Source organism: Streptomyces sp. NPDC001515, from assembly GCF_053597115.1.
In genome coordinates this window covers 189,940-201,306 of record NZ_JBSFHN010000004.1, presented here as the reverse complement: position 1 = coordinate 201,306, position 11,367 = coordinate 189,940, and the positions used below count along the sequence as shown (strand labels likewise).

The window sequence follows — 11,367 nt, the reverse complement described above, 5'->3', positions numbered from 1 at the left end:
GACCCCATGATGGGCAGAACGATCTTCATCGACCCGGGGCGCTGCATCGGCTGCCAGGCATGCGTCTCCGCCTGCCGCGAATGCGACTCGCACCGGGGCAAGTCGATGATCCACCTCGACTACACCGACGAGGGCCATTCCGTCGCCTCCCTTCCCACGGTCTGCATGCACTGCGAGGACCCCGTCGCCCCGTGCGCCGAGGTCTGCCCCGCCGACGCGATCCTGGTGACCGCGGACGGCGTGGTCCAGCAGGCCGACACCACCCGCTGCATCGGCTGCGCCAACTGCGTCAACGCCTGTCCCTTCGGCGTTCCCAAGATCGACCTCCGGGCGAAGCTCCAGATGAAGTGCAACCTCTGCTACGACCGCACCGCCTACGGCCTCGCCCCCATGTGCGCCACCGTCTGCCCCACCGGCGCCCTCTTCTACGGAACGGTCGAGGAGCTCCAGGCCGAGCGCCCCGGCGTCCAGGTCGCCGACAGCTTCGTCTTCGGCGAGAGCGAGGTGCGCACGGGCGTGGCCATGGTGGTCCCCGCCGAACGCGTCCAGTGGCCGGTACCGGGCGGCCTGCCCGTCGTGGAGATCAACGGGAAGGACGTCCGCCGATGAGCGTCACCGAACAGCAGCCCTCCGGGGACCCCCGCGAGGCCCTGCACGACCGGATCGCCGCCGATTCGCTCACCACCCGCCGCGACTACCTGCGGATCGTCGCCACCGTCTCCGGCGGCCTCGCCGTCGGCGGACTCGGCGTGGCCGCCGGCATGCTGCCCCGCCACGGCGACCCCGAGGACGGCAAGGCGCCCGCGCCCAAGCGGATCGCCGCCCAACTGCTGCCCGGGGAGTCCGTCTCCTTCCACTACCCCGAGGAGGAGGACCGCGCGGTCGCCGTCCGCCTCGACGACGGCACGCTCGTCGGCTACTCCGCCATCTGCACCCACCTCGCCTGCGCCGTCCTGTGGCGCAAGGACCGGGGGACCGAGGGCGAGCTGTACTGCCCGTGCCACGAGGGCGTCTTCGACGCCCGCACCGGCGAGGTCACCGCCGGGCCCCCGCCGCGCGGACTGCCCAAGGTCGTCCTCACCGAGCAGACCGACGGCAGTGTCTGGGCCATCGGCACCACCCGCTCCGGCGAGAGCATCGAGCACGGGCTCTGCCGCCAGCTCGGCGGCGACCGCCCCGACCTCGCCTCCCGGATCGGCTGCCCCGGGGTCCGCGACGGCGCCGAGGCCCCCGACGCCCCGGGCACCGCCGGCACCGGGGCCACCGCGCCCGAGACCCCGGGCAGGCCGTCATGAGCGACGCCCAGCGACCCGGCACCCCGGGCTATCCCGAATACCACCCCGGCAGCGCCCGCCCCGAACTCAACCGGCCGGTCCACGAGCGCTATCCGCAGATCCGCCCCACCAGCGGCTACGGCGACCCCCGCGTCCGCCACACCGGCCCCGGGCCGGGCGCGGGCACCGACCAGGAGCCCGAGCGGTCCTCGAAGCTGACCGCCCGGCTCGCCCTGGCGATGACCGTCGTCATCGGCCAGCTCTGGGGGCTGACGGTCATCGTCGACGAATGGATGGAGGGCCACACCGGCACCGCCTGGTGGGGGGCCGGATTTCTCTGCCTGTCGTTCCTCGTCGTCCTCGGCCTGTGGTGGCTCGACCCGAAGGACCGCTGACCCGGGGGCCCGGTGGCCCGGTGGCCGGGAGGCTCCCGGTTCCGGGGCCCCGGCGGTCCGCGGACCCGGCCGTCCGTCGTGCCCCCCGAGCGCTGCGGGCGGCCGTGCGCGCGGCGGTCGTACCCTGGAGGTATGAGTACCGCCCCCACCCCCGGCCCGCGCGACGCGAAGCCGGACGAACCGGCCGGGCCCCGGCCGAAGCCCCGGCCGGCCCTGGTCTTCGACGATCCGCTGGACCAGCAGTCCTCGGACGATACGGACCGGGGCTGGGGCGAGCGGGCCCCCTCGGCCGGCAGCGCGGCCGATCTCGCGCGCTTCCTCGACGAGAAGCCGCCGCACCACATCTGATCCCCCGGAACGGTGGCCGCCGCACCGCGCCGGCCGCCGTCGCGCTACTCCCGCGTGCCGCCCCCGGTCGGCCCATCGGCCCCAGTCGGCCCATTGCCTCCGGCGCGCTGGGCGACCAGCGTGTCGCGGATCTCCTTGAGGACCTCCAGTTCGGTGACCTCCAGGGTCTCCTGCACGCCCTCCTTCGCGGCCTCCTGGTCCGCGCGGCGGGCCAGGTACTTCGCCATCGGCAGGACCAGGAGGAAGTAGACGACGGCGGCGGTGATCAGGAAGCTCAGGGTGGCGCTGAGCACCGAACCCCACAGGATCCGGATTCCCTCGGTCGCCTCGCCCGTCTTCGGGTCCGTCACACAGGGGCCCTTGAGGCAGGAGCTGTAGCTCTCCAGGTCCTTGGTGCCGAAAGCGCCGACCAGCGGATTGATGACGCCCCTGACGACCGCGTTCACGATGTTCGTGAACGCCGCGCCGATGACGACCGCGACCGCGAGGTCGATCACATTGCCGCGCAGCAGGAAGGCCTTGAAGCCCTGCAGCACACTGACTTTCTTCTTCTCGCTCACGGGTGAGCCGTCCTTCGTCCGTGCCATAAGTGGAGCCAACTGTTCCGAAACTTACGGCAGTAGGAGGTGAAACCACCCCATTCGCGGCTGATGCCAGGTGACATGGTGGTTCGTCAGTGCGAATCAGCACAGGACCACCGCCAGTCCGGCCGTCATTCTGGCGCCCGCGAGCCGGGTGGCCGTCGTCCTCGGCACGGACAGCACGACCAGCGCCCCGCCGCCCTCGGACATCTCACCGGACGGTGACGGCACCCGGTCCACCCGGGCCGCCTCGGCGAGCACCCGGCCCCCGGCCCCGTCCGCACCGGGGGCGACGACGTCCACCCGGTCTCCCGGCCGCAGCAGCCGTACGGCAGCCGCGTCGGCGATCCGGACCGGCGCCGACACCAGGGCCACCGGGGGCGCGGCGCGCTCCGGCGCCGTACCGGCCGCCACGGCCCTCGGTCCGCCGCCCGGATCCCCCCGCTCGCCCCCGAACGCCCCGGAGGCGGCCAGCGCCGCCGCCGTCAGCGCCAGCCCGGCCGCCATCGTCCGCCGCTGCCGCCACGCGGCCCGCCGCAACCGGTACGCGAAGCCCCCGCGCACCCGGAGCGGCGCAAACGACGGCACCCCGCACGGCGGGGGAGCGGCGGCGGGCGGAGGCGGAGGTGAAGGAGCGGAGGGGGATGCGGGGAGGGAGACGGAACGAGTCGTGGAGAGAGGACGGGGCGTGGAAGGGGATTCGTACGCGGACATGGCGAACACCGCCCGGAGTGGGAGCGACTGGGACCGGAGGCCGGACGGCCGGAGACCGGCGCCCGGAACGGGCCGGACAACGGAAACCGGACCGTGGGGCCCGGCCACCGGTTCTCCGGCGCACGGCTCCCACGATCCGGCATCCGCACGATTCCCGCCGAGCCCTGTGGACGGTCCACAGCTTGGGGAAAACTTCCTCACCCGCAGGAGGGACGGTGTCGGGGGCGGTGCTCCTCCCTCGATGTCCAGAACTCCCTCAACTGCGGGAGGGACACCCGTCGCGCGTGGCGCTACGGCAGCTCGATCCCCGTGTCGATCCCGTCCAGCGCGTGCGCGCACGCGCAGACGCGCTCCTTCGGGAGCCCGGTCACCGTGTCGAAGAGGACCGCGCGCAGCCGGTCGACATTGGCGGCGAACGCCTTCAGGACCTCCTCGTGGGAGACGCCCTCGCCGGCCTCCGCACCCGCGTCCAGGTCCGTGACCAGGGTCATCGTCGTGTAGCACAGCCCCAGTTCACGGGCGAGCACGGCCTCCGGGTGCCCCGTCATGCCGACCACCGACCAGCCCATCGCGGCGTGCCAGCGCGATTCGGCGCGGGTCGAGAAGCGCGGTCCCTCGACGACCACCAGCGTCCCGCCGTCCACGGCCTCCCAGTCCCGGCCGCGCGCCGCCGCCAGCGCGGCCTTGCGGCCCTCGGCGCAGTACGGGTCCGCGAAGCCGAGGTGCACCACGTTCGGCACCGTGCCGTCCGCCCAGGGCTCGCCGTCGTAATAGGTCTGGACGCGCGACTTCGTACGGTCCACCAGCTGGTCCGGCACCAGCAGCGTCCCCGGGCCGTACTCCGGCCGCAGACCGCCCACCGCGCACGGGCCGAGCACCTGGCGGACGCCGACCGAACGCAGCGCCCACAGATTGGCCCGGTAGTTGATGCGGTGGGGCGGCACATGGTGGCCGCGGCCGTGCCGGGGCAGGAACGCGACCTGCCGGCCGCCGATCTCGCCGAGGAAGACGGAGTCGCTGGGCGCTCCGTAGGGGGTGTCCACGCGAACCTCGGTGACGTCCTCCAGGAAGGAGTACAGCCCCGAGCCGCCGATCACGCCGATCTCTGCATTCGTCGTCGCCATGCGGGCCACAGTAGGCGGTGATCCGGGCGGGCGGCCGCCCCGGCCGGGAATACCAGGGACCCCACCGAATCGTTCGGAGGGGTCCCTGGTGAAGCGGGGTGCGCGCTGCTCAGGCGGCCGACGAACCGCTCGACGAAGCGGAGGACGACGAGGTCGAGGCCGAGGAGCCGGACGATCCGGAGGACGAGGCCGACGCGGTGGCCGACGGCTTCGCGTCCGTACCGGAGCCCGAGGAACCGGAACTCTTCGCGGCGGTCGAGGCGGGCGTGCTGCTCGACGAGGAGCCGCGGCTGTCGTTCCGGTAGAAACCGGAGCCCTTGAAGACGATGCCGACCGCGGAGAACACCTTCTTCAGGCGTCCGTCGCAGTTCGGGCACACCGTGAGAGCGTCATCGGTGAACTTCTGCACCGCTTCGAGGCCCTCGCCACACTCGGTGCACTGGTACTGGTAGGTCGGCACTTGTTCCTCCTGGCACTCTTACTCGATGAGTGCTAACGACGCTCCATAGTGACGTATTCCGCGGGATCAGTCCACCGTGACCGGCCCGCGGTGACCGATCCCACGTGCCACGGTCCGGCCCCGCTCCCTCGGCAGCAGCCGGGACCGCAGCGCCAGCAGGGTCACCAGGGCCAGGGCCGTACCCGCCAGCGGCACCAGGAATCCGGTGCTCGCGCCATGGGCGTCGGCGAGCCGTCCGGCCACCGTCACGGCCGCCGCCTGGCCGAGCGCGACCGAGCCGGTCAGCCAGGTGAACGCCTCGGTCCGCGCGGTCCCCGGGACCAGCGCCTCGACCAGCGTGTAGCCGCTGATCAGGGCGGGGGCGATGGAGAGGCCGACCAGCAGTCCGAGCCCGGCCAGCAGCGGTACCGAGTGCACGGCCCACAGGCCCGACGCGGTGAGCGTCAGCGCCGTGTACCCGGCGATCAGCCGGCGTCGCGGCCCGCTCTTCCAGGCGATCGCGCCGCAGGCGATCCCGGCCAGCATGTTGCCGGCCGCGAAGATCCCGTACAGCAGGCCGTTCGCACCGGGGCTGCCGATCTCCTCGGCGAAGGCGGTCAGCGAGACCTGCATCCCGCCGAAGACCGCGCCGATCCCGAGGAAGGCGACGGCGAGCACCCGTACGCCCGGTACGGAGAGCGCCGAGGCGTGGCGCGGCGATCCGGCGTCCCGGGCGGGGCGGACCGGCGGCTGGGTGGCGCGCCGGGCAGCGAAGAGCAGCCCGCCCGCCAGGGTGAGGGCGGCCTCGGCGATCAGCCCGGCCGCCGGGTGCACGCCGGTGCACAGCGCGGTGGCGAGCACGGGGCCGATGACGAAGGTGAACTCGTCCGTCACCGATTCGAAGGCCGCCGCCGTCGCCAGCAGCGGCGAGGTCTCCCGGTCCGGCCCGGCGCCGAGCACGGCCGCCCAGCGGGCCCGGACCATCGGCCCGATCTGCGGGACCGAGGCACCGGTCGGGACGGCCGCGGCGAACAGCGCCCACATCGGGGCGTCCGCCAGCGCCAGCGCGGTCAGTCCGGAGACCGAGGCGGCGTGCACGAGCACGCCCGGCACCAGCACGGCGCGCTGGCCGAAGCGGTCGGCGAGCTTGCCGGTCTGCGGGGCGAACAGAGCCATGGAGATACCGGTCACGGCGGCGACGGCGCCCGCGCTGCCGTAGGAGCCGGTGGTGTGCTCGACGAGCAGGACGATGCCGATGGTCAGCATCGCGAAGGGCTGCCGTGCGGCGAAGCCCGGCAGGAGGAAGGTCCACGCACCCGGGGTGCGCAGCAGCTGCCCGTATCCGGGGCGCTCGGAGACCGTGGACGCCACGGTCCATGCCTTTCCGCCGCCTGGTGGCCGTGCTCCCGCGGGGCGGGCCGGCACGGGGGTGCGGGCCCGGTCAGGAGCTGCCGAGAGCTGTCCTCTTCGCGCGGAACTGCGGTAGATGCCGGGCGCTCGCAACAGAGGCGGAGGACGCCACGACCGCCATACGGTCGCGCCAGCTCTGCGTCAGGCAGAGTTGGTGGTTCATGCGGCGGTCCGCACGGAACGGGTGGTTCCGGCGGACCTGATTACGTTTCTTCATGCTACAGGCACCGGATCCGGCGCCCTTCCGGCCACAGACAGCGGATCCGGCGTCCCTCCGGCCACAGACAGCGGATCCGGCGTCCCTCCGGCCGCTGCCCGCGCGCACCGTGACCCAGGGGTGCGGCCCTGAGCCGGTGGTGCGCCGGCCTCAGTGGTGCGCCTTCTCCTCGTGCGGCTCGGAGCGGCGAGGGGCCGGTTTCCGGGACCCGGACTCGCGCCGTCCGGATTCCGGTTTCCTGGCCTCGTCGCTCCGGCCCAGCTTCTTGACGGCCTTGAGCGCGCCCGCCGCCTGCGGGCCGGTGAGCGCTTCGGGGCCCGCCCCGCCCGTTCCGGTTCCCAGCCAGCCGGCCAGCTTGCCGCCCTCGCCGATCGCGCGCAGCCGCGCCTCGGTGGCGTCGCGGACCGGGTCGGTGGTCACGACGAGCAGCTCGTCACCGCGGCGCAGCACGGTGGCCGGCGCGGGCACGAAGCTCTTGCCGTCGCGGACGACCAGCGTCACCGCCGCCCCCGAGGGCAGCCGCAGCTCGCCCACCTCGACGCCGTGCATCTTCGACTTCGCCGGGATGGCGACGGACAGCAGATGGCCGCGCAGCCGCTCCAGGGGCGCCGATTCGATGCCCAGGTCGGCCGCCTCCGACGGGTCCTCGGCGATCCGCAGCGACTTGGCCAGCCAGGGCAGCGTCGGCCCCTGGATGAGGGTGTAGACGACGACGAGGACGAAGACGATGTTGAAGACGCGGGTGGAGCCCTCGATCCCGGACACCATGGGGATGGTCGCCAGGATGATGGGGACCGCGCCGCGCAGCCCGGCCCAGGACATCAGGGCCTTCTCCTGCCACGGCAGCCGGAACGGCGCCAGCGAGACGAAGACCTCCAGCGGCCGGGCCACCACGGTCAGCACCAGACCCACGATGATCGCGGGCCAGAAGTCGTCGACCAGGTCGTGCGGGGTGACCAGCAGTCCGAGCAGGACGAACATGCCGATCTGGGCCAGCCAGCCGAGCCCGTCCGCGAAACCGCGCGTCGCCGGCCAGTGCGGCAGCTTGGCGTTCCCGAGGATCATCGCGGCCAGGTAGACGGCGAGGAACCCGCTTCCGTGGAGCATCGCGCCGGCCGCGTACGCCGACACCGCGATGGCCATCACGGCGATCGGGTAGAGGCCGGAGGCGGGCAGCGCCACATGGCGCAGTCCGTACGAGCCGAGCCAGCCGACGGCGATGCCCACGGCCGCGCCGATCGCCAGCTCCAGGGCTATCTCGCCGATCAGTACGTACCAGCTGTCGACCGGACCCCGGGTGGAGAAGGCCACGACGAGGATCACCACGGGGGCGTCGTTGAACCCGGACTCTGCCTCCAGGACGCCGGTCACCCGGGAGGGCAGCGGCACCTTGCGCAGCACGGAGAAGACGGCCGCGGCGTCCGTGGAGGAGACGACCGCACCGATGATCAGTGCCTGCCGCCACTCCAGACCCACCAGATAGTGCGCCCCGGCCGCGGTCACGCCCACGCTCACCCCGACGCCGACGAGGGAGAGCACGGCGGCGGCGGGCAGGGCCGGTCTGATCTCCTTCCACTTCGTGCCGAGACCACCCTCGGCGAGGATCACGACCAGGGCCGCGTAGCCGATCACCTGCGTCAGTTCCGCGTTGTCGAACTTGACGTCGAAGAACCCGTCCTGGCCCATGGCGACGCCGATGCCGAGGTACAGGAGCAGGCTGGGGAGCCCGCTGCGCGACGAGATGCGCACCGCGGCCACCGCGACGAGCAGGACGAGCGAGCAGACGAGCAGGAGTTCGTTGAGCGTGTGGACAGTCAGTGGCCGGTCCTTTCCCGCGTACGCCTGCCGGATCGACTTCCGGCGGCCAGTACTTCGTTACCTTACCTAATCTTTAACGCTTTCTTGATGCGTTCGAGTATTCGTACGATCGCTACGCAATTCGAACCATCCCGATACCGCGTCGGACCGGCCTCGACGCTGCGCCTATGGTTGCTCCTGCACTCCCAGGACCCTGCCCCTCGAAGGACAGCGATGCCCGCCAACACAATCGCCTCTTCCGGCACCACCGGTACCGCCGGCGGTAGGACCGGCAAGAAGAAAGGGCGACGCGCCCGTCTGATCGTGATCGTGCTGGTGCTGGCGCTCGTCGCGGGCCTCGGTTACGGGACGTACTGGTCGGTGTCCACCGTGCGCGCCTCGTACCCGCAGACCAACGGAACGCTGAAGCTGCCCGGCCTCGACGCCAACGTCGAGGTGAAGCGCGACGGTTACGGCATTCCGCAGATCTACGCGGACTCCGACGCCGACCTCTTCCGCGCCCAGGGCTTCGTCCACGCGCAGGACCGCTTCTGGGAGATGGACGTCCGCCGCCATCTGACCGCGGGCCGCCTCTCCGAGATGTTCGGCTCCGGTCAGGTCGAAACGGACTCGTTCCTGCGCACCCTGGGGTGGCGCAAGGTCGCGCAGGAGGAGTACGACACCGTCCTGTCCGACGAGACCAAGAAGAACCTCCAGGCGTACGCGGACGGCGTGAACGCCTACCTCAAGGGGCGCGACGGCGCGGACATCTCCGTGGAGTACGCCGCCCTCGGCCTCACCAACGACTACAAGCCCACCGAGTGGACCCCGGTCGACTCGGTCGCCTGGCTGAAGGCCATGGCCTGGGACCTGCGCGGCAACATGCAGGACGAGATCGACCGTTCGCTGATGACGAGCCGGCTCGACGCCAAGCAGATCGAGGACCTGTACCCGCCCTACCCGTACGAGAAGCACCGCCCGATCGTCGACCAGGGCGCGATCTCGCCGGTCACCGGGAAGTTCGACCCCGAGGCGAAGCCGTCCTCCGGCACGGGCGCGGCCACCGCGCAGGGTGCCGTCGAAGGGCTGACCTCGCAGCTCGGCTCGCTCTCCGACACCCTGGACCAGATCCCCGCGCTGCTCGGCCCGAACGGCACGGGCATCGGCTCCAACTCCTGGGTCGTCTCCGGCAAGTACACGACGACCGACAAGCCGCTTCTCGCCAATGACCCGCACCTGGCCCCGCAGCTGCCCTCGCTCTGGTCCCAGATGGGGCTGCACTGCCGCGCCGTCTCGGAGACCTGCAAATACGACACCGCCGGCTACACCTTCTCCGGCATGCCCGGCGTGATCATCGGCCACAACCAGGACATCGCCTGGGGCTTCACCAACCTCGGTGCCGACGTGACCGACCTCTTCCTGGAGAAGGTCTCCGAGGACGGCTACCTGTACGACGGGAAGACCAAGCCGTTCACCACTCGCGAGGAGACCATCAAGGTCGCCGGCGGCAAGGACCGGCACATCACCGTCCGCGAGACGAACAACGGCCCCCTGGTCTCCGACCGCAGCTCCGAACTGGAGAAGGTAGGCCAGAAGGCGCCCGTCACCAACGCGGCACCCGACCGCGCGGACGGCTACGGAGTCGCGCTGCGCTGGACCGCGCTCGACCCCGGCCACTCCATGGACGCCGTCTTCGAGCTCAACCGCGCCAAGGACTTCGCGAGCTTCCGGGCCGCGGCGAAGCACTTCGAGGTGCCCTCGCAGAACCTGATCTACGCCGACACCAAGGGCCACATCGGCTACCAGGCACCCGGCAGGATCCCGGTCCGCAAGTCCGGCGACGGCTCGATGCCGAGCCCCGGCTGGAGCTCCTCGTACGGCTGGAAGAAGGACCCGATCCCCTTCGACGAGCTGCCCTACGAGTACGACCCCGAGCGCGGCTACATCGTCACGGCCAACCAGGCGGTCATCGACAAGGACACCTACCCCTACTTGCTCACCCAGGACTGGGGCTACGGCAGCCGCAGCCAGCGGATCAACGACCTCATCGAGTCGAAGATCAAGGGCGGCGGCAAGATCTCGACCGAAGACATGCAGAAGATGCAGATGGACAACACCAGCGAGATCGCCGCGCTCCTGGTGCCCGAACTGCTGAAGATCAACATCTCGGACAAACACGTCCGCGAGGCGCAGAAGCTGCTGGAGGGCTGGGACTACACCCAGGAGTCCGACTCGGCGGCCGCCGCCTACTTCAACGGGGTCTGGCGCAACATCCTCAAGCTGGCCTTCGGCGACAAGCTGCCCAAGGAGCTGCGCGTCGAGGGCGAGTGCCTGAACGTGCCCCCGGCCAAGAGCTCCGGACCGGTCGACGAGCAGAAGAAGCTGGTCCGCGAGTGCGGCCGGCGCGCCCCCGACTCGGCCCAGCCGGACGGCGGCGACCGCTGGTACCAGGTCGTGGCCGACCTCATGGACAAGCCGGACAGCGCGTGGTGGAAGACCCCGGCGAACCGCAAGGACAAGGCGACCGACAGCCGGGACGAGCTGTTCGCCCGCGCCATGGAGGACGCCCGCTGGGAGCTGACCGCCAAGCTCGGCAAGGACATCACCACCTGGAGCTGGGGCCGGCTGCACCAGCTGACCCTGAAGAACCAGACCCTCGGCAAGGAGGGCCCCGGACTGCTCCAGCGGCTCCTCAACCGGGGCCCCTGGAACCTCGGCGGCGGCGAGGCCGCGGTGAACGCCACCGGCTGGAACGCGGCGGGCGGCTACGAGGTGGTCTGGGTCCCGTCGATGCGGATGGTCGTCAACGTGGGGGACTGGGACAAGTCCCGCTGGATCAACCTGACCGGCGCCTCCGGCCACGCCTTCAGCGCCCACTACACCGACCAGACCGACAAGTGGGTCAACGGCGAACTGCTCGACTGGTCCTTCGGCACCAACGCGGTGGCGAGCTCGACGAAGGACACGCTGACGCTGAAGCCGTAGCCATGGACCGGAGCGGCGCTCTCGGTCGGAGCGTTGCTCCGGAAGCGGGGCGCCGATCGCCGATCGGAGCGCTGCTCACTTTG

General features: G+C 71.6%; 11 protein-coding genes. 5 read left to right on the top strand and 6 right to left on the bottom strand.

Translation table 11 applies throughout. From position 1 onward, the window contains the following. The first annotated feature begins 6 nt into the window (after positions 1–6). From ACWCXC_RS07465 to ACWCXC_RS07450, 4 genes are all read left to right on the top strand, one after another. Positions 7–609 carry a 4Fe-4S dicluster domain-containing protein gene (locus tag ACWCXC_RS07465; RefSeq protein ID WP_450681688.1) on the top strand — a complete coding sequence of 201 codons (603 nt, stop codon included), beginning with the start codon at positions 7–9 and terminating at the stop codon, positions 607–609. Continuing rightward, positions 606–1,295 carry a QcrA and Rieske domain-containing protein gene (locus ACWCXC_RS07460; protein WP_450887199.1) on the top strand — a complete coding sequence of 230 codons (690 nt, stop codon included), beginning with the start codon at positions 606–608 and terminating at the stop codon, positions 1,293–1,295. Before ACWCXC_RS07465 ends, ACWCXC_RS07460 begins: the two co-directional genes overlap by 4 nt. Continuing rightward, on the top strand, positions 1,292–1,669 hold the full coding sequence (locus ACWCXC_RS07455; protein ID WP_450681690.1) for a hypothetical protein: 378 nt from the start codon (positions 1,292–1,294) through the stop codon (positions 1,667–1,669). The genes ACWCXC_RS07460 and ACWCXC_RS07455 overlap by 4 nt, the downstream gene beginning before the upstream one ends. Before the next feature lie 132 nt (positions 1,670–1,801). After that, on the top strand, positions 1,802–2,017 hold the full coding sequence (locus ACWCXC_RS07450; protein ID WP_450887197.1) for a hypothetical protein: 216 nt from the start codon (positions 1,802–1,804) through the stop codon (positions 2,015–2,017). Positions 2,018–2,061: 44 nt separating this feature from the next. Here the strand turns inward: ACWCXC_RS07450 and ACWCXC_RS07445 are convergent, their stop codons facing one another. The 6 genes from ACWCXC_RS07445 to ACWCXC_RS07420 all read right to left on the bottom strand — a co-directional run bounded on the left by ACWCXC_RS07445 (position 2,062) and on the right by ACWCXC_RS07420 (position 8,260). Next, positions 2,062–2,604, bottom strand: a complete 543-nt coding sequence (locus ACWCXC_RS07445) for an MscL family protein (RefSeq protein WP_450681692.1) — start codon at positions 2,602–2,604, stop codon at positions 2,062–2,064. Between the two features lie 96 nt (positions 2,605–2,700). Next, the gene (locus tag ACWCXC_RS07440) at positions 2,701–3,186 is read right to left on the bottom strand and encodes a hypothetical protein (protein ID WP_450887194.1); all 486 of its coding nucleotides are present in this window, start codon (positions 3,184–3,186) and stop codon (positions 2,701–2,703) included. A gap of 416 nt (positions 3,187–3,602) precedes the next feature. Next, positions 3,603–4,436: an S-methyl-5'-thioadenosine phosphorylase gene (locus ACWCXC_RS07435; RefSeq protein ID WP_450681694.1), complete on the bottom strand. Its 834-nt coding sequence runs from the start codon at positions 4,434–4,436 to the stop codon at positions 3,603–3,605. A 109-nt stretch (positions 4,437–4,545) separates the two neighbouring features. Continuing rightward, positions 4,546–4,896, bottom strand: coding sequence for an FmdB family zinc ribbon protein (locus ACWCXC_RS07430; protein WP_450887192.1), 351 nt, complete (start codon positions 4,894–4,896; stop codon positions 4,546–4,548). A 66-nt stretch (positions 4,897–4,962) separates the two neighbouring features. Then, positions 4,963–6,246: an MFS transporter gene (locus ACWCXC_RS07425; RefSeq protein WP_450887190.1), complete on the bottom strand. Its 1,284-nt coding sequence runs from the start codon at positions 6,244–6,246 to the stop codon at positions 4,963–4,965. A 406-nt stretch (positions 6,247–6,652) separates the two neighbouring features. Further along, on the bottom strand, positions 6,653–8,260 hold the full coding sequence (locus ACWCXC_RS07420) for a potassium/proton antiporter (RefSeq protein WP_450681697.1): 1,608 nt from the start codon (positions 8,258–8,260) through the stop codon (positions 6,653–6,655). A 273-nt stretch (positions 8,261–8,533) separates the two neighbouring features. Between ACWCXC_RS07420 and ACWCXC_RS07415 the strand changes: the two genes are divergently transcribed. Next, positions 8,534–11,284, top strand: a complete 2,751-nt coding sequence (locus ACWCXC_RS07415) for a penicillin acylase family protein (RefSeq protein ID WP_450681698.1) — start codon at positions 8,534–8,536, stop codon at positions 11,282–11,284. Positions 11,285–11,367 lie beyond the last annotated feature (83 nt).

Coding starts and splice junctions, on each gene's coding strand:
- ACWCXC_RS07445 (WP_450681692.1), bottom strand. CDS start 2,604: ATGGCACGGACGAAGGACGGCTCACCCGTGAGCGAGAAGAAGAAAGTC.
- ACWCXC_RS07465 (WP_450681688.1), top strand. CDS start 7: ATGATGGGCAGAACGATCTTCATCGACCCGGGGCGCTGCATCGGCTGC.
- ACWCXC_RS07435 (WP_450681694.1), bottom strand. CDS start 4,436: ATGGCGACGACGAATGCAGAGATCGGCGTGATCGGCGGCTCGGGGCTG.
- ACWCXC_RS07460 (WP_450887199.1), top strand. CDS start 606: ATGAGCGTCACCGAACAGCAGCCCTCCGGGGACCCCCGCGAGGCCCTG.
- ACWCXC_RS07455 (WP_450681690.1), top strand. CDS start 1,292: ATGAGCGACGCCCAGCGACCCGGCACCCCGGGCTATCCCGAATACCAC.
- ACWCXC_RS07450 (WP_450887197.1), top strand. CDS start 1,802: ATGAGTACCGCCCCCACCCCCGGCCCGCGCGACGCGAAGCCGGACGAA.
- ACWCXC_RS07415 (WP_450681698.1), top strand. CDS start 8,534: ATGCCCGCCAACACAATCGCCTCTTCCGGCACCACCGGTACCGCCGGC.